Consider the following 19660-nt stretch of genomic DNA (forward strand, 5'->3'; position numbering starts at 1 on the left):
CCTTAAATAAAGCCTATGAAAAAGTTTCTACCTCTCATTTTCACAATCTGTAGTTTTTTTAGTTTTTCGCAATCCAGAAAAATACCTACAGATACTATGGTGGTTACTACACTCCAAACGACCATTAAAAACACAAGCATCAATTATACGGCGACTACGGGCACACAGCCTGTTTGGAATCAAAAAGGAGATGCTATTGCTACATTATATTATACGTATTACGAACGCAATAACATTAAAGATAAAGCTAACCGTCCCTTAGTGATTTCATTTAATGGCGGACCAGGCTCTGCTTCAGTTTGGATGCACATCGCCTATACTGGACCCAAAGTTTTGAATTTAGATGACGAAGGCTACCCAGTTCAGCCCTACGGTGTGAAGGATAATCCGAATTCCATTCTTGATGTGGCCGATATTGTCTATGTAAACCCTGTAAACACAGGATATTCTAGAATGCTACCAGACAAATAAGGTAAATTACCAGACCGTGAAACCTTTTTCGGAATTAATGCCGATATCAAATATTTAGCCGAATGGATAAACACTTTTGTTTCTAGAAAAAACCGTTGGGAATCTCCTAAATACATAATTGGGGAAAGTTACGGTGGCACACGTGTTATGGGATTAGCCAATGAATTACAGTCAAATCAATGGATGTATTTAAACGGAGTCATCATGGTATCACCAGCCGATTACAAATTATACAGTACAAGTCAGCCAGTGTACTCATCCTAAAACTTACCATATTTTACAGCTACAGCTTGGTACCATAAAATGCTTCCTAATGAACTTCAGCAAAAAGACTTATTAGACATTTTACCTGAAGTTGAAAATTACGCCATTAATCATTTCATGCCTGCTTTGGCAAAGGGTGGTTCTATTTCAGAATCTGAAAAACAACAAGTCGCCAAAAAAATAGCTTATTATTCCGGATTGGATGAAAAAGATATTTTGCAACATAATTTAGAAGTGCCAAACAATTACTTCTGGAAAGCATTACTTCGAAATACATCTGGCCAAACTGTAGGACGCTTGGATTCTAGATATTTAGGCTTTGACAAAACTGAAGCTGGAACTTCTCCTGATTATAATGCCGAAATCTCATCATGGTCGCACTCGTTTACACCTGCGATTAATTATTATTTAAGGGAACACCTAAATTTTAAAACCGACGTTAAATATAATATGTTTGGCAATGTACATCCTTGGGACCGCAGAAATAACAATGTTAGAGAAGGTTTAAGACAAGCCATGGCACAAAACCCTTATTTAAAAGTACTTGTACAATCGGGGTATTATGATGGTGCTACCACCTACTTTGCGGCAAAATATACCACCTGGCAAATAGATCCTAGCGGAAAAATGAAAGACCGTTTTACCTTTAAAGGTTATAGAAGCGGCCATATGATGTACTTAAGAAAAGATGATTTAATAAGTGCTAATGATGATATTCGTGAGTTTATTAAAAACTCATTGAGTAATGGGAAAGCGGCTAAATATGAGAGAGGGAAATAGTTAATGGTTAATGGTTAATGGTTAATGGTTAATGGTTAATGGTTAAAAAGGCGCTTGATGAAGTTTCATCAAGCGCCTTTTTTTATTCTTAGTACTAACTTAACTATTAGCCTTTTAACCACGCTTCACGCAATTCTTTTTGAGCTGGAGTGGCATCAGCCTTTTCTACAAGCCCTTCACCTGTTACAAAGCTTTTGGTAGCTTTAGTTTTAATCTGAATCTCTTCGCCATCACGAACTAAAACAACATCAACATCTTGCCCTGGCTTCCACATGTAAATTTCTTGTAAAATATCATTCGCATTTTGAAAAGTTAATGCCTTTCCGCCTACAGATTTAATGATATCATTTGGTTTAGCTCCATTTTCTACCCAAAAGCTATTATCTGATACCATATCGGTAAAAAAGATAACTCCTTTAGCAGGGTCTCCAGATAAAATTGGTGCGCCATTCATAATAATATAGTTTCCTTCCACTTTACCTTTACGGATTTCTAAACCTACCTTATCAAAATATTCTGAATAGTTAATTGGAATATCACCTTGAACATGACTGTCAAAAAACGCTCCTAAAGAAGGATAAGTCATACTTACAATTTCATCAAAAAGTTTATCGTCTTCAAATGGTTTGTTTTTACCATATTTATTAGACAATTCTTTCATTAGTGATAAAATACCACGCTGCCCATTGCTTTCCTCACGCATGGTAATATCAATACACATCCCGATTAAAGCCCCTTTTTGGTAAACGTTTAAATACTGACTTTTATAAGGTTCTTTAATAACATTTTCACTCATTAAGGTGAAGCTCATGGTATCATCCATTTGTTTTGAATAATTTATTTTTTCCATGATATCGCTGTAAAATTCAGCTTCATCAACTAGGCCTTCGTGCACTTGGAATAAAGTTGCAAAATATTCGGTCACCCCTTCATACATCCATAAATGTTTAGAGAATGTCGGATTCGCATAATCAAAGTACTGAACATCTTCAGAATGCACACTTAAAGGTGTTACAATATGAAAAAACTCATGAGAGACCACATCAATCATACTTTCAGCTAAAGCTTCAGCAGGCATAGCGTCTGCAAAAACAACCACGGTAGAAGAATGATGTTCTAAGGCCCCAAAACCTTTAGGCGAGTCCTCTTTTCCTTCCGATAGATATAAGAAAATATCATATCTAGGCGTAGAATTGATATCACCCAAAAATGCTTTTTGAGCTTTCATCATTTTATAAACCGTTTCTTTTAACGATTTTGCTGAATGTGCTTTACTAGGAGAATACACACTTAATACAATTTTAATATCACCAACCTGAAAGGTTTCTACATCCAAATCACCGTACATTAATGGATTATCGGTAATCTCAAAATATTTATCTGCAGTATAACTTGCTGTAGTGGTTTTTCCGTCTTCGCTGGTTTTAGTTCCAACTTCATGTAAAGCCGAAGAACGCACAAAAGTAGAAGGGCTCGTAATGTCTACTTTATATTGGTTTGTTTTTAAAGCATCGAAATAACCAATAAAACCATGTAAGTTTAAAACAAAATTTTTGTCTTCAATATTAGTTCCCGAAGGCGAAAAAGGAGTTTCATGACCAATTCCTCCTACTTCTTCGACATCAAAAGTATCATTAACTAAGTAAGTGATTTTATCCAACTCTTTAGCGTTAGAGATGGTCCAAGTATTGGTGTCTACATTTTTAACAGGCATTTCATTACCATCGTAATCGTATGCTTTTATATCATCTACATATTTTCCAAAATCGCTAACCGCATAGGTACCTTGAACCACTTTTGGTAATCTATAAGTTACTTGATCTACAGTAAAACGGCCCGGATCAATAGTTACTGGCACACGATCGTTATTAATATTTACTAAATCCAACGAAGTTTCAATTGGCGTGTTCACAGCAAGATCGTTCGCTGATATTTTTTTTGTACCACAACTGGCCAATAGCAAGCCTGTAAATGTCAAGGCCAAAATTTTGTTTTTCATCTAATATGTTTTTTGTTAAAATTGATGCGCAAAATACAACTATGAAACGGTAGGTTTAACTAAGGTTTTGTTAAATTCGCAGGATGCAAACACCGCTTGTTAGTATATTAATACCGTTTAAAAATACTAAAAATTTCATTACGAATTGCCTTACGTCGATAATACAACAAAGTTATACCCATTGGGAATTACTTATTGTAGATGACCATTCGACTGATGGAAGTTTTGATATCGTAGAACATTTTGCTTCAAAAGACCCTCGTTTTAAACTTTTTAAAAACGACGGACAAGGTATTATTGATGCTTTACGACTTGCATTTCAACACAGTACTGGCGAATTAATTACTCGTATGGATAGTGACGACATTATGCGCCCTAACAAAATTGAAGTTTTAGCGCATCAATTATTAACTTTCGGAAAAAAACATGTCGCTCTGGGGCAGGTTCATTATTTTGCTGAAGACGGCATTAAAGCAGGCTATAAAAGTTATGAAACATGGCTAAACGCCTTAACTGAAAAAGGCACCAATTATTCTGAAATCTATAAAGAATGTGTGATCCCCTCCCCTTGTTGGATGATTCACCGTGAAGACTTAATAGCTTGTGATGCTTTTAATCCGAATCGCTACCCTGAAGATTACGACCTGGCTTTTCGGTTTTACAAGCACGATTTTAAATGTATTCCTTGCGATGTCGTATTGCATGAGTGGCGCGATTACAGCTATCGGACTTCCCGAACTCATGTGCATTATGCCGAAAACCATTTTATAGATCTTAAGCTAAATTATTTTTTAGAACTTGATTATAACCACAATAAAACTTTAGTGGTTTGGGGCGCTGGCAAAAAAGGAAAAACCATTGCCAAAGCCTTAACAACCTTAAATATCCCTTTTGAATGGATTTGCGATAATCCTAAAAAAATTGGTAAAGATATTTACGGGACGCTTTTAAAACCTTTTAAGGCTTTAGAAAGTATAACATCACCGCAAAGCATTATAACGGTTGCCAATAAAACGGAGCAAAAAGTCATTTTAGAATACATGAATTCTTTAAAACTAAAAGCTATTGAAGACTATGTTTTCTTTTGTTAATGACAAAAAATTATGTAGGTTTGACTAATCCAAATGAGATATGCAGTTTAAACACCCCGAACTTCTTTACGCCTTATTTTTACTGCTTATTCCTATTATTGTTCACCTGTTTCAACTTCGAAAATTTCAGCGTGAAGATTTCACCAATGTCGCTTTTTTAAAAGAAGCCACTTTACAAACAAGAAAGAGTGCGATTATAAAAAAATGGCTCGTTCTTATAACCCGTTTAATGCTTTTAGCGGCTCTGGTTTTTGCTTTTGCACAACCCTATACCTCCAAAAAAAATGTTTTTAATAAGGAAAAAGAAACGGTCATTTATTTAGACAACTCCTTTAGTATGCAAGCCAAAGGCCAACAAGGGAGCCTTTTAAAACGTGCCGTACAAGATATTATCGCCAACGTAGATAACAATCAAAATATTAGTGTTTTTACCAACGATCAGGTTTTTAAAAATACCACCATAACTGGGATTAAAAACGATTTATTAAAGCTCGATTATACTGCAACCCCATTAACTGCGCATGCCGCGATATTAAAGGGTAAAACACTTTTTAGCAACCGAACAGACCACTTAAAAAACTTGGTGTTTATTTCTGATTTTCAACAGGACAACTCCAGTTTTCAGATTGAATCGGACACGCTAATGCCAATAAACCTTGTAAAACTTAGCCCGATAAATGGCAATAATGTTTCTATCGATTCGGCTTACATTTCTAAAACAAACGCCACTCAAATAGAGCTTACTGTAAAACTAAAAAACAGTGGTACGACTATAGAAAACTTACCCATTTCACTCTTTAATAATCAAAAGTTAATTGCAAAAACATCAATAGCACTCCATAAAACAGGAGAAACCACCTTTTCCTTACCTGTCAATCAACCTATTAATGGAAAAATTTCTATTGAAGACTCTGGGCTACAGTTTGATAATCATTTGTATTTCAATATCAACAAAGCCACAAAAATTAATGTTTTAGCCATTAATCAGGCTGATGATGATTTCCTAAAGCGCATATACACCAAAGATGTTTTCAATTACACGGCGACGGAAGAAAAGCAATTAAGTTTTAACATCATTGACCAACAACATCTTATTATTCTCAACGAATTAAAATCGCTATCAACAGCTTTAACAACAGCTTTAAAGGAGTTTTCAAATCAAGGCGGCTCTATAATAATTATCCCTTCAAAAGACATTCAGATAAATAGCTACAACCAGTTTTTAAATACGTTTGGAGCACAATTCTCAAAGGAAATCCCCATAGAAAAGAGCATTACCAACATAAATTATAGTCACCCGCTATTTAACAACGGGGTTTTTGAAAAGCAAGTAAAGAACTTTCGGTATCCAAAAGTTTCAAGTTTTTACGAACTAACATCGAATCGTGGTGCTTCAGCGTTACAATTTGAAGACGGTAAATCTTTTTTATCACAATCCGGTCAAGTTTATGTATTTGCTTCAGCATTAAATCAAGAAAATTCAAGTTTTAAAAATTCACCACTTATTGTTCCCACACTGTTCAATATTGGTAAACAAAGTTTTAAAATCCCAAGCTTGTACTATACTATTGGTCGTGATCATACCTTTGATGTAGACACGCAAATACAACAAGATGCCGTGTTATCGTTGGTAAAGAATGACATCCATTTGATTCCGAGACAACAATATTTCAACAATAAAGTGGTTATTAAAACCTCTGAAGCTCCAACAAAAGATGGTATTTATGCCATTATGCATACCAATGACACCATAAAACATGTGAGTTTTAATTACGATAAAAAAGAAAGCGATTTAAGTTACCGCAATTTATCTGATTTAAAACAGCTAACCATAGGCGACTCGGTGACTAAAATTTTTGACAGCATAAAAAGTGACACAAAAATTAATGCCCTATGGAAATGGTTTGTTATTTTTGCACTAGCGTTATTGATTATTGAAATGCTCATCTTAAAATTCTTTAAATGAACATACTTATAAAATCGGCCACGATAATAGATTCGAAAAGCGAATTTCACAATGCTTCTCATGATTTATTAATCGAAAATGGTGTGATTACTAAGATTGCCACAAGCATAAAAAACCCTAATAATTATCAAGAAATTCAACTTGACAACCTTCATATTTCACAAGGGTGGTTTGATAGTGGTGTTAGTTTTGGCGAACCTGGATGGGAAGAGCGCGAAACGATTGCTAACGGATTAAAAACTGCGGCACTTTCTGGATTTACAGCGGTGGCATTAAATGCTAATAGCAATCCAGTTATCGACTCGAATGCCGACATCACCTTTATAAAAGCAAAATCTCAAAATAACGCGGTGAACCTTTTGCCTATTGGTGCTTTAACCGTAGCAAGTAAAGGAGAAGATTTGGCCGAACTTTACGATATGAGTTCTGCGGGAGCTGCGGCTTTTTACGATTATAAAAGACCGATTTCTAATCCGAATTTAATGAAAATAGCTTTGCAGTATGCTGCTAATTTCGACGGACTAGTTTGTTCGTTTCCACAAGAAAATAAAATTGCTGGTAAAGGTGTGGTTCATGAGCATATTGCAAGCACGCGATTAGGCTTAAAAGGCATACCAGCTTTAGCTGAAGAAATGCAAGTTTCAAGAGATTTATTTTTGTTAGAATACACGGGCGGAAAGCTTCATATTCCAACCATTTCTGCAGCCCGTTCGGTAGCTTTAATTCGTGAAGCCAAAAAGAAAAAACTGGATGTTACCTGTAGTGTTGCCATTCATAATTTAATATTTACAGATGAAGCCCTAAGCGATTTTAACACCCACTTTAAAGTGCTGCCGCCTCTTCGTACCCAAGAGGATGCCGATGCCCTTATTGAAGGTATTAAGGACGGTACCATCGATATGGTAACTACCGACCATAACCCTTTAAATATCGAATTGAAAAAAATTGAATTCGACTATGCCGATTACGGAACCATAGGTTTAGAAAGTGCGTTTGGCGCCTTACAAAAACTATTTACAACTAAGAAAACCATCGATATTTTAACCCGCGGAAAAGACCGTTTCGGACTGGAACAAACACCTATAAAAGAAGGTACTGTTGCTAACCTCACGCTTTTTAATCCGAATACCAAATCGACATTCACTAAAGCTGATATACTTTCAAAATCAAAGAATGCCATTTTTGAAAATGAAAGTTTAAACGGATACGTTTACGGCATAATCGCTAATCAACAAGCGGTTTTAAAATCATAATTAAATGACAGAACAGGATATAGAAAATGGGCGTAAAAATGCCATAATTAGTTATATAACTATTTTTGGTGTGATTATCGCCTTCTATTTAAATAATGAAAAGCCTAGTGTTTTTGCAAGTTTCCACATCCGACAATCGCTAGGACTTTGGTTAACATTTTTTGCCCTTGGTTATATTGTTGGTGCTTTTGATAGCTGGCTTATCACCTCTGCTTTTTATTTGTTTTTTGCCGTGCTTTTTATTTTTGGTTTTTCAAATGCTTTAACCAGAAAAACACAGCCAGCGCCTTTAGTTGGCGCTTTTTATCAAAAAATATTTGCAAATATTGGAATATAACATGGAAAACACATCACTTTCTTTACAACACCTTATTAGAAAATCTAGTTTAACCGAAAATGCACCATTATTAATCATGATGCATGGTTATGGTAGTGATGAAAATGATTTGTTTTCGTTTGCTAGCGAACTACCTAAAGAACTATTTATCATTTCCGTAAAGGCTCCTTACCCTTTGGCTCCTTACGGAAACGCTTGGTATGCCATTAACTTTGATGCCGAAAAAGGCAAGTGGAATGATATCGAACAAGCCCAACAATCCCGCGATTTAATTGCTAATTTTATTGATGAAGCTGTTGAAGCTTATCCTGTAAATAAAAATAATGTGTCACTTTTAGGCTTTAGCCAAGGTAGCATTTTAAGCTATGGGGTGGCTCTTAATTATCCTGAAAAGGTTAAAAACATTGTGGCTTTAAGTGGCTATTTAGTTCAAGATATTTTCCCTGATGATATCGCCGCGAAAGATTACTCAAACTTAGATTTTTATTGTTCACACGGTAGCGTAGATCAAGTAATTCCTGTGGAATGGGCCAGACAAACAGCACCTTTTTTAAATAATTTAAATATTAAAAATCAATATTCTGAATTTCCTGTTGGTCATGGTGTAGCACCTCAAAATTTTCATGAGTTCAAAGCTTGGCTTACAGCACGCATTGGGTAGTTAGCTGATTGATGCGCCTAGAAAAGGCATAAGTTCAATCAAATTTTAAAGTGAAACTACACGCAAATTATTTATCTTTCTGAATAAATTTCGTGTCCTATAATATCCTTCAGAAATGATAAAAACACCATTTACGCTACTTATTATATTAAGTTTTGTGTGTAACAGTTTTAGCCAGTCGGTTAAATTCAAACCTGTTAAATACCCCTCAAATTACACCGCTACTATCGATCAGGTTTACACCGAAATAAACGGTTGGAAAGGTCGCATGGATTTATACACCAATTCGACTTCTGAAACGCCGACACCTATAGTTATTAATATACATGGCGGCGGATGGGAATCTGGGCAAAAAGAATCGCAAACCGGTTTTGGTACATTCTTTAAAAAAGGCTATGCTGTGGCTAATGTGGAATATCGTTTAACAGATGTTGCTCCTGCTCCTGCGGCTATCCAGGATGTGAGATGTGCATTAATTTACATTTACGAACACGCCAAGTCACTCAATGTTGACACCGATAAAATTGTGATCATGGGAGGTTCTGCAGGAGGTCATCTTGCTCTTATGGCAGGTTTGTTAGGAAACAACAAAAAGTTTGATACTAACTGTCATTACAAAGGCACTATAAAAGTTGCCGCCATTATCGATGAATATGGACCTGCAGATTTAACCGTTTTACATCACGATGGTTCGGCTAAAAGATGGTTAAACAACCACCACCTCAACACAGAATTCGTGAAATCGGTTTCACCCATGTACTACGTTTCTAAAGATAGTCCGCCTACCTTCATTATTCATGGCGACAAAGACCCTACGGTGCCCTATTCTCAATCGGTTAAGCTTTACAAAAAATTAAAAGCACAAGGTGTTAAAACAGAGTTTATGACGGTTAAAGGCGGGAAACACGGTAATTTTTCAAGATCACAAAAATCGGATTTTGGTAAATTTGTCTGGCCGTTTTTGGAGTCGTTGGGTTTATAATGCTATTTGCTTTAGGCTTTAGGCTTTAGGCTTTAGGCTAAATGCATCGCACTAAAAAAATGTCGTTGGAGAATTAAAGTGGTAGAGATTCAGAGATTATATACCCTTCGACAGGCTCAGTGTGACAACTTGCTATTTCAGTTAAAGTTAATATTATAGTTTTCAACTTAACTTTAAACTTTAAACTCTACCCCCTTCACAAAACCTTATTTGACAACGCCTTACGGTTACACAATTAGACGCACCAACAATTCAACAAACAAAAACCTACATAAAAACCTCAATACACTTCGCGCCTTCAGATTTAAGTGTTACGTTGTTAATACTTGCTGGCAAAAGGATGGTCTCGCCTCTTTTAATACTGTAATTTGAATTATTACAAAGAAGTTCTACGTCACCTTCAACACAGATATAAATTACAAAGGAATCTAATTCTGTAAAATCGCGGTTAATAGAGGCATCAACATCAATAATATTGGTTTTAAAGTAAGGTGAATTTACAAGGGTATGCGCTTCGTTTTTAGCTGTTTTGTATGCCGTTTTATACGAATCGTGTACTTTATAATCTAAAACATCGATAGCTAAATCGTTATGTAAATCACGTTTCTTTCCCGTTTTAGCGTCTACACGATCGTAATCGTAAATACGGTATGTGATATCGGAAGTTTGTTGAATTTCCGCCAACAAAACCCCGGCACCAATGGCGTGAACACGCCCTGTAGGAATGTAAAACGTATCACCACTCTGCACCGTTTCATGGTGCATCACATCTAAAATCGTATTATTTTCTAAGTATGTTTTATAGGCTTCTTTACTTATTTCTTTATCGAAACCTACAATAAGTTCGGCATTTTCATCAGCTTGCATGACATACCACATTTCATTTTTCCCAAAGGAATTATGACGCTCCTTAGCAATTTCATTACTAGGATGTACTTGAACAGACAACGGTGTTTTGGCATCAATAAACTTAATCAGTAATGGAAAATCCTCTCCAAAAGCTTCATAAACCTTCTTACCTATAAAATCGCCTTGATATGTTTTTATTAAATCCTTTAAAGTACTGCCTTGTAAGGCACCTCGAGTTACTACGGTTTCATCTCCAGAAACATCAGAAATCTCCCAAGATTCACCAATACAATCTTCGGTATATTTTTTATGGAGTTGCGTTTTTAGTTTCTCACCGCCCCAAATACGGTATTTAAATAATGGGGTAAACTTTAAAGGGTACAATTTCATAAGCCGTTGGTTTTAAAACATAATTTATTAGCTTGGTAAGCACAAAGCTAAACATTTTTAGACCAAAACCAAGCTAGCTTAACGTCTTCGACTTCCAGAATACTCCATAGCATCACCTTTACCGAAACCATAGCTAAACCCAAAAGTTATAAAACGCCCACGCTTGTTTTTACTATAAGCTTCAAAATCGTCTTGAACAGTAACACTTTCCTGAATACGGGATTCAAAAACATCACGTACACTCATATTAATAACACCTTTACCCTTTAATATTTTTTTGCGTAAACCTAAATCTAGAAATATATTGTCGCTTACCTCGCTCTGAATGGTTTGGTATTTTGAATTGTAATTTCCTGTAGCTTCAAAATCGATATCAGCAGGAAATTTAAATTTGGCTAGGATTTTAGAATTCCATTGGTCACCTTTAAAATCAAATACAGTCGTCTGAAAACTTCCCACGCGACTAAACTTATTATAATTGAAATCAACATTAAAGCTAAGCCATTGTACAGGGCTAATTTTGGTATTAAACTCGATTCCATAAGTGCTATTCGTTCCAATATTTTCGGGACGTTGCACAATCACGTTGTTTGAAGATGTTGAAACACGCTCTATCACTTCGGTGGTATACCTCTGGAACAATCCGAAATTTAATGATGTTTTTCCGATATCAAAAATACTAGTTACTTCATAGGAATCTGTAAATTCGGGTTGAAGGTCAGGATTTCCTTGACGGATGTTAAAGTTGTTTCTTATATTAAAAAATGGATTTAAATCCCAAAGTCTGGGTCTGTAAATACGTTTAGAGTATCCCGCTTGCAAGGAAACCATATCCGATATTTTATAAGACGTATGAATGCTAGGAAAAAAATTGAAATAATCTTGATTATTAGCTTCGTCGGTATCAACCAATAACGTATTTACTTTGGTATACTCCATTCTTAATCCCGGTTTTACGCCCCATTTTCCACTATCAAAAGCACCAGTAACGTAAACACCTAATACATCTTGGTCGAATTCAAAAATATTGGTAAGACCAAAATCGGTTTCAAAATTACCATTTATTAAGTTTTGCACTTCATAGTCGTTACTCACATCACTTAAAACATATTGCACACCAGTTTCCATGCTCCATTTTTCAGAAAAAGGCTTGGTATAGTCTAACTTAAAAGTAAAAGTGTTTTCTCCAAAATCGGTTCTAGTACGTTGTGTGGCGTCGTAATCTGAACCAGAAACCGTTTTATCACTAAACAAGGAATTTTGATCTTTAGAAAAGGAACGTCCCGTGGCACTAATTAGTAAATCGTGATCTTCATGATCTTCAAAATCGCGCTTGTATTGCAGTTCGTATTGCCACTTCGGATTTGAAGCTTCAGTTGTTTCATTTCGGTTCCACTCCGACACTAGGTTTTCATCCTCATCAAATAATTGATAATTATTATCTGAAGGCTGATCTTCATCTTCGAAAGCATAATTCCCCGAAAGGGTAATCACATTATTATCGTTAATATAATAATCGGTTCCAAGCGTAATGGTATAGAATTTTTCATTTCTAAAACTTTCTCCAATATTATAAAGGATGGTATTATTGATTAAATCGTTATTAATATTTTCACTATCCTGCGGTGAAGAACGACGTCCTAAACCAATTTGAGTAAATAGGTTAAATTTTTCTGAACGTTTATTCAAACTTAATCCTACACTATGGTTATCGGGCACTCCCGTGTTTAAAGTCACCGACCCGTTAACACCTTTTCGTTCCTCTTTTTTGATAACAATATTGATAATCCCAGAAGTGCCTTCGGCTTCATATTTAGCCGATGGATTTGTAATCACTTCTATTTTTTCGATCATATCAGCAGTTATACTTCCTAAAGAACCTGAATCTTCGGTTAAGATAGACGGCTTTCCATTAATTAAAACCTGCACACCTTGACTACCTCTCAAACTTATCGCTCCCTCAATACTTACACTTACCGAAGGCACATTACTAAGCACTTCTAAAGCACTAACCCCTGTATTACTAATGTCTTTTCCGATATTAAAAACACGCTTATCTAACTTAAATTCGTTTCTAGAAACTTCGGCTTGTACCACGACTTCATTTAATTGTTCGGCATCTTCAGCTAAAAGAATCACGCCTAGATTAGCTGTATTTCTCTTAATATCAAAAGTTTTTATAGTTTTTGAGATAAAGCCCATATAGCTCACTTCAACATAAAAATTACTAGCAGACGTATCTAAATCAAAATACCCTTCATCATCGGTAATAGATCCGCTGATTGCCTTTTTAGTAGCCTGATCTACAATAGCCACTGTAGCGAAAGCTAAAGATTGCTTGCTATTTTCTTCAACAACCTGACCTTTAATTTGAATGTTTTGAGCAGAACTTTTTAAACCCATAAACAGGGTTAAACATAACAGAGATAAAATAAAATAGCCTTTTCTGTAATTCATTTTCAATTGCGTTTATGCAAAAATGTTCATTTATTTTCAGAATAACAGATTGTATCCCGCGAACGACAAATTCATTCCAGTAAACGGCAAATCACTCCTTAGATAGCTTGATGATGCAAAAGTAAATGACATTCATTTGATGCTTAATTCTTTCATTGCTTGCACTACAAATACATAAACCCAAATTTACGTTTGCATGATTTATTTGGTTGTTCACAGAAGTTGCTTTTTATTATTCTGGTTTTAATTGTAATTTCGATACATGAGTAAAGAAAACACGTTTAAAAAAATAACTTGGCGAGAAGTTGTCTTCCAACTTATCCTACATTTACTGGTTTTTATTTTCTACACTTACGATAGAACAAACAGAACCTTTGAGTTTTACCACATTATCTTCTTTTTAAACTATGCTGTTGCCGCTGCCATTATTAGTTACATTTTAATTCCTACTTTTTTCTATAAGAAGAAGTATTTCATATTTACTGCGAATTTAATTTTACTCATTGTTGCTGTAATCCTTACGGAAGAATTTTTTCTTGAGAAAGTGTTTTTCCCAAATACCAAGCGGTCTGATACTTTTCCAGGTGTCTTTTTTATGCTTGCCGATATTCTACCAGTTATAACCATTTTATCTGGATTTAAATTCACTTGGGACGCCATTGTAAAACAACGCCAGGTTGAGAAATTAACCTCACACATTCAAGAAAGTGAGCTTCAGTTTTTAAAATCACAAATTAATCCGCATTTCCTATTTAATAATTTAAACAACTTGTATTCGTACGCCATTGAAGCCTCACCTAAAACTCCTGTTATTATTTTAGAACTGAGCTCGGTGTTGCGATACATGCTTTACGAGTGTAAAGCGCGATATGTGTCTATCAGTAAAGAAATAGAACACTTAAAAAATTTCACCCAATTAAATGAACTTCAAATAGAAGAACGTGGAGTCATCAATTTTTTGGTTGAAAATATCAATACGCAGTATGAAATTGCCCCATTGATATTGGTCGTTTTTATTGAAAACGCTTTTAAACATAGTCAATCAGCGCAATCCGAAGACATTAAAATTAACATTGACATTTCGATGACAGATGACGTTTTAAATTTTCATTGCAGCAACAATTTTGTACCCATAAACAAACCCGATAATTTAACGCATGGTATCGGTTTGAAAAATGTTAAAAAAAGGTTGGAGCTCCTCTATCCTGATGCCCACCAATTAAAAATTAATGAACATGATAACTTTTATCAGATTCATTTAACTTTAAAGCTTCATAAAATTGTTTAACTATGACTTGTATTATCATTGAAGACCAACCACCAGCGCAACGTATTTTAAAAAAGTACATTGATGATGTGGATTTTCTTAGTTTAGAAGGTGTTTTCTCTGATGCCATAAAAGCCATGGATTTCTTAAAGGATAACACGGTCGACTTGATGTTTTTAGACATTCATTTACCAAAAATTTCGGGTATAGAGTTTCTTAAAGGTTCAAAATCTTTGCCGCAGGTCATTTTAACCACGGCGTTCTCTGAATATGCTTTGGAAAGTTATGAGTTAAATGTGGTCGATTATTTACTAAAGCCCTTTTCGTTTCAGAGGTTTTTTCAGGCCGTATCTAAAGTAACTCCCAAACCAACAGAATTAAGCGCTCAAATTCCTTCTGAAATTTTTATTAAATCTGGTTACGAGCATATAAAAGTTGTGATTAATGATATTCTATTTATTGCATCAGATTCCGACTACACTGAAATCATGACCGCAAATAAAAAATATGTGTCCCACGAGCCGTTGCGCCATTGGATACAAGTTTTGCCTCAGAATCAATTCTATCGCATTCACAAATCTTATATTTTGAATATTCAGAAAATAAAGAAATTAGTAAGCTCTACGGTTTATCTTCAAGGTGATTATAAAATCCCAATTGGAAGAGTTTATAAAGATAATTTCACCAAAAACATCCTGAAGCTTTAGGCTTTTAAATAAGAATACGCATTAAAAATTTAAACATAAAAAATGCCAGCTAACATCGTTAACAGGCATTTTATATTTAAACTAAAAGCTGTGAATTACTCACCGCCTTTAAGCGCTTTCTTTTTATTAGATTTATCTACTGTTTCATACATAACAGGTGTTGCTATAAATAAAGATGAGTAGGTACCTACAACCACCCCTACAATTAAGGCAAACATAAATCCTCTAATAGAATCTCCACCAAAAATAAAGATAGCTAATAACACCACTAAAGTAGTTAATGATGTATTTAAAGTTCTACTTAATGTGCTGCTTAATGACACATCAACAATTTTACTGAAGTTCCATGAAGTATGCTCGTTAAAGTACTCACGAATTCTATCGAATACAACCACGGTATCATTTAAAGAGTAACCAATTACGGTTAAGACCGCTGCAATGAACGCTTGGTTAATTTCCATGTTAAATGGCATGAATTTATAAGTTAATGAGAAAACCCCTAATACAATAACCACATCGTGGAATACAGCAACTACAGCACCAAGAGAATATTGCCATTTCTTAAAACGGAATAAGATGTATAAGAACACCACGATTAACGATCCTAATACAGCCCATAAAGAAGCTTGCTTAATATCGTCGGCAATGGTTGGTGATACTTTGTAAGTTTCTAATAAACCTACTTGCTTATTCACATCATTTAAGTCGATAAACTGCTCATATGAAATCCCTTCTAAATAAGGCACTAAAGCTTGGTAAAGCTTTTGTCTGATATGCTCATCAGCTTCTGTACCCGACTCGTTTACCATGTGTTTCGTGGTAATTTTCAACTGATTAGAAGCTCCAAAAGTTTTAGCATCGGCACTACCAAATACAGCAGGGTCTGATAAAACATCTGTAATTTCAGCTGATGAAACCGCTTGAGCAAAACGCACTTGGTAGGTTCTACCTCCAACAAAATCAACACCTTGATCTAATCCGTTTGTAAATAATGAAACTAACGAAACAACAATTAAAGATCCTGAAATAATGTATGCAATTTTACGTTTCTTTAAAAACTCGATATTGATATTTCTAAATAAGTTTTTAGTAATTCCCGTAGCGAATTCTAATTTACCACCTCTATTTGTATACCAATCGATTAATAATCTAGTAATAAATATTGCAGTAAATAAAGACGTTGCGATACCAATTAATAAGGTCGTTGCAAAACCTTTAATTGGTCCTGTACCAAATACAAATAAGATTAAAGCTGTTAAACCAGTTGTAATGTTCGCATCTAAAATAGAAGATAAAGCATTTCCGAATCCGTCTTTAATCGCTTCAACTTGTCCCTTACCTTTACCTAATTCTTCTCGAATACGCTCAAAGATAAGTACGTTCGCATCCACCGACATACCAATAGTTAATACGATACCCGCAATACCAGGTAAGGTTAAAACAGCGCCTAAACCAGAAAGTACACCAAAGATTAATAAGATGTTTAATAACATGGCGATATCGGCAAATAAACCAGATTTCCCATAATAAAATACCATCCATAATAATACTAAAGCTAAAGCAATCATGAATGACATGGTTCCGCTTTGAATCGCTTCTTTACCTAAAGAAGGACCAACAACTTCACTAGAAATGATATCTGCAGAAGCAGGTAATTTACCAGCACGTAAAACGTTGGCTAAATCGATCGCTTCGTTTAATGAAAAATCTCCAGAAATTGAAGAACTACCACCAGCAATAGGTCCTGTAGTAACACCTGGAGCAGAGTAAACGATATTATCTAGTACAATAGCAATCTGACTACCTTGAGCGTAAGCATTTCCAGTCATTTCTTCCCAGATCTTAGCACCTTTAGCATTCATTTGCATAGAAACTTCCGATTTCCCAACCGCACTAAATTGGTTTCTAGCATCGGTTACAACATCACCACTTAATGGTGGAATATTTTCTCTGTTACCAACTAAAGCGTATAAATCAATTAGTTCGCTATTTTTTTCCGGCTTACCAAAAGCAAATTTTACGTACCGTTGCTCTGATGGTAATAAGTCTCTAACTTCTTTTCTGTTTAAATAATCAAGAACAGTGGCTTTATCTTTTGCTTCAAATTTAGCAATGATTGGTCCACCTGGGTACCCTTGACCTCTAATAAGATCAAAAATTGGGTTAACCGCTGTAACAGCCGTAGAATCGGTAACAGCATCACCTAATAAATCATCAATTTGAGAAGATTTATCGTCAGCTTCTTCTGTAGCTTCTTCAGTACCTTTTTTAGTATCAACAACATCTTTTAAAGTTTCATTAGCTTGTGCTAAGAAAGGAAAGAACTGCTCACCTTTGTAAGCATCCCAAAACTCTAATTGCGCTGTACTTTGTAGCAAACTTGTAGCACGCTCTACATCTTTAACACCTGGTAATTCAACTAAAATACGACCAGAAGTTCCTAAACGTTGAATATTAGGTGATGTTACACCAAACTCATCAATACGTTTACGTAATACTTCGAATGCAGAAACGATAGACTCGTCAATTTTTCTTTCGATAACAACTTTTACTTCGTCATCAGACATGCTTCCGTCAATCTCACCATCCAATGCTTTGGTATAAAAAATATCTGGAGACGCCAATTTTGTATTCCCCTTAATGGCATCAAAAGCTGTGAAGAAATCTTCTAAATAAGTGTTTTGACCATTTTTTTGAAGTTCTGTAGCATCTTCTAAAGCTTTATTAAAAGTAGGATCGGCCGTATTATTTGCTAAACCTTTTAAGATATCTTTTACAGATACTTGAAGAATCACATTAATCCCCCCTTTTAAATCAAGACCTAAGTTCATGGCCTTTTGCTTCACCTCATTATAAGTGAATTTCGCAATACCCATGTTATACACGGTATCGTTGGCAATAGATTGCAAGTAGTTAGATTCTTCTCTACTACGTTTTGCGTGATAATTTTCTTCAGAAGATGGAATTTTGTTTGTAGCCAATTCCACAGCTTCTTTTTCAATTTGATTTGCTTTGAATGTGAATGATAACTGATAAATACTTACCAAACCAAACAAAAGTGCAAACAATTTTACTAATCCTTTGTTTTGCATTTTATAATTTTTACGTCAATTTTTAATCGGGCAAATATAGAATTTAAGCCCAAAACTAACTAATGATTTATTTTTTATGATTGTTTACTTTCTAAGCGCGCGGTTTTAGAAAGGTTTATTGAAAAATGGTAGGCTCTTTTTTCATATTGATCAAGTGTTTTTTGATTTAAATAATGACACTCACCAACATAAAAAACTTTTAAAATATAGCAGGCACATGCTATCTTAGCCTTTAGCAAATGGGGCCAGCTCGAACTTCGGGAATAACATGAAGGCCATCTTGGAAATCAAGAAAAATGTTTTGACACACTTTAAAGGCCGTTTGAAAAGTAATTTCTGCTTTCGAGGTATCAATAAAACCAACAGAAAACAGTGTGTTGGAAGAAATATATCGATCACTTTTAGAATCTACTTGTAAAACAAGTGTCCCTTTAAAATCCCAATCCGTAGTATTTCCCGACTGGATTTCATAGACATCGACATTATATTTTTTAGAATGATCTTCGGAAGGAAGCTGTATAGGTTGTTGGTGCTCGGCATGAGCTATTTCAAGATGAGCCTCATCATTAAACACCTTTTTAATTATAGCAACATCGACCGTACTGTAGTAACTGATACGAAATTCGCCATTATCATAAGCTTTCACCTGAAGGTTACTTACCCCTGATTCTAATAGCTGATGTTTTATATCACTTAAAACCAGTTGTAATTCTCTAGCCGATAAAGTTTCCTCAGAAAATTGTAAAACAACCTCCTGATTAGGCAAACTTACTTGCTGCTGAGAAAGGACACCAAAAAGGGTTAATGAAAATATAAAAGCGCTAAGGCACCATCTTGCTATCATGCGCCAAATATAAAAAAATTACTCTGGTATTGCTAATCCATACTCAAAACCACATAAAAAACTAAATATCAACAATTTAAACTAATATTTTACTAAAACATCACGCACCTCTCTTAAATAAAACACCTTAACTTAAACTTAATTATGACGAGTTTAGACTCCCTTGTGCAAGGTTTTCTATAAATTATAATAATGGTACTCATTTCAAATTCAAACCTATCGATAGCAATAATTTACTTCAACACAGAAA

General features: G+C 34.9%; 13 protein-coding genes and 1 pseudogene. 9 read left to right on the forward strand and 5 right to left on the reverse strand.

Going from position 1 to position 19660, the window contains the following annotated elements; translation table 11 throughout:
- Positions 1-15 precede the first annotated feature (15 nt).
- Positions 16-1515, forward strand: a pseudogene (locus C1A40_RS17535) (S10 family peptidase).
- 106 nt (positions 1516-1621) lie between these two features.
- Here the strand turns inward: C1A40_RS17535 and C1A40_RS17540 are convergent.
- A complete protein-coding gene (locus tag C1A40_RS17540; protein WP_102997006.1) occupies positions 1622-3514 on the reverse strand; it encodes a M61 family metallopeptidase in 1893 nt (630 codons plus the stop codon).
- Between the two features lie 83 nt (positions 3515-3597).
- On the opposite strand from C1A40_RS17540, the gene C1A40_RS17545 reads away from it, so the two are divergent.
- The 6 genes from C1A40_RS17545 to C1A40_RS17570 all read left to right on the forward strand — a co-directional run bounded on the left by C1A40_RS17545 (position 3598) and on the right by C1A40_RS17570 (position 9804).
- Entirely contained in the window at positions 3598-4605 is a 1008-nt protein-coding gene (locus C1A40_RS17545; RefSeq protein WP_102997007.1) for a glycosyltransferase family 2 protein, read from the forward strand.
- Between the two features lie 40 nt (positions 4606-4645).
- Positions 4646-6571, forward strand: a complete 1926-nt coding sequence (locus C1A40_RS17550) for a BatA domain-containing protein (protein WP_102997008.1) — start codon at positions 4646-4648, stop codon at positions 6569-6571.
- Entirely contained in the window at positions 6568-7824 is a 1257-nt protein-coding gene (locus C1A40_RS17555; RefSeq protein WP_102997009.1) for a dihydroorotase, read from the forward strand. Before C1A40_RS17550 ends, C1A40_RS17555 begins: the two co-directional genes overlap by 4 nt.
- A 4-nt stretch (positions 7825-7828) precedes the next feature.
- Positions 7829-8161, forward strand: coding sequence for a hypothetical protein (locus C1A40_RS17560; protein WP_102997010.1), 333 nt, complete (start codon positions 7829-7831; stop codon positions 8159-8161).
- Between the two features lies 1 nt (position 8162).
- Positions 8163-8822: an alpha/beta hydrolase gene (locus C1A40_RS17565; protein WP_102997011.1), complete on the forward strand. Its 660-nt coding sequence runs from the start codon at positions 8163-8165 to the stop codon at positions 8820-8822.
- Positions 8823-8937: 115 nt separating this feature from the next.
- Positions 8938-9804 carry an alpha/beta hydrolase gene (locus C1A40_RS17570; RefSeq protein WP_102997012.1) on the forward strand — a complete coding sequence of 289 codons (867 nt, stop codon included), beginning with the start codon at positions 8938-8940 and terminating at the stop codon, positions 9802-9804.
- A 267-nt stretch (positions 9805-10071) separates the two neighbouring features.
- On the opposite strand, the gene C1A40_RS17575 is transcribed toward C1A40_RS17570, so the two are convergent.
- Positions 10072-11043, reverse strand: coding sequence for a type I phosphomannose isomerase catalytic subunit (locus C1A40_RS17575; RefSeq protein WP_102997013.1), 972 nt, complete (start codon positions 11041-11043; stop codon positions 10072-10074).
- A 78-nt stretch (positions 11044-11121) separates the two neighbouring features.
- Positions 11122-13500, reverse strand: a complete 2379-nt coding sequence (locus tag C1A40_RS17580) for a TonB-dependent receptor (RefSeq protein WP_102997014.1) — start codon at positions 13498-13500, stop codon at positions 11122-11124.
- Positions 13501-13762: 262 nt separating this feature from the next.
- Here C1A40_RS17580 and C1A40_RS17585 point away from each other — a divergent pair, with 262 nt between their 5' ends.
- Positions 13763-14788: a sensor histidine kinase gene (locus C1A40_RS17585; protein WP_102997015.1), complete on the forward strand. Its 1026-nt coding sequence runs from the start codon at positions 13763-13765 to the stop codon at positions 14786-14788.
- A 2-nt stretch (positions 14789-14790) separates the two neighbouring features.
- Entirely contained in the window at positions 14791-15474 is a 684-nt protein-coding gene (locus C1A40_RS17590) for a LytR/AlgR family response regulator transcription factor (protein ID WP_102997016.1), read from the forward strand.
- 95 nt (positions 15475-15569) lie between these two features.
- On the opposite strand, the gene secDF is transcribed toward C1A40_RS17590, so the two are convergent.
- Positions 15570-18566 carry a protein translocase subunit SecDF gene (secDF, locus tag C1A40_RS17595; protein WP_102997017.1) on the reverse strand — a complete coding sequence of 999 codons (2997 nt, stop codon included), beginning with the start codon at positions 18564-18566 and terminating at the stop codon, positions 15570-15572.
- A gap of 232 nt (positions 18567-18798) precedes the next feature.
- Positions 18799-19410, reverse strand: coding sequence for a hypothetical protein (locus C1A40_RS17600; protein WP_102997018.1), 612 nt, complete (start codon positions 19408-19410; stop codon positions 18799-18801).
- Positions 19411-19660: the final 250 nt, after the last annotated feature.

Source organism: Tamlana carrageenivorans (genome assembly GCF_002893765.1).
Lineage (GTDB): Bacteria > Bacteroidota > Bacteroidia > Flavobacteriales > Flavobacteriaceae > Pseudotamlana > Pseudotamlana carrageenivorans.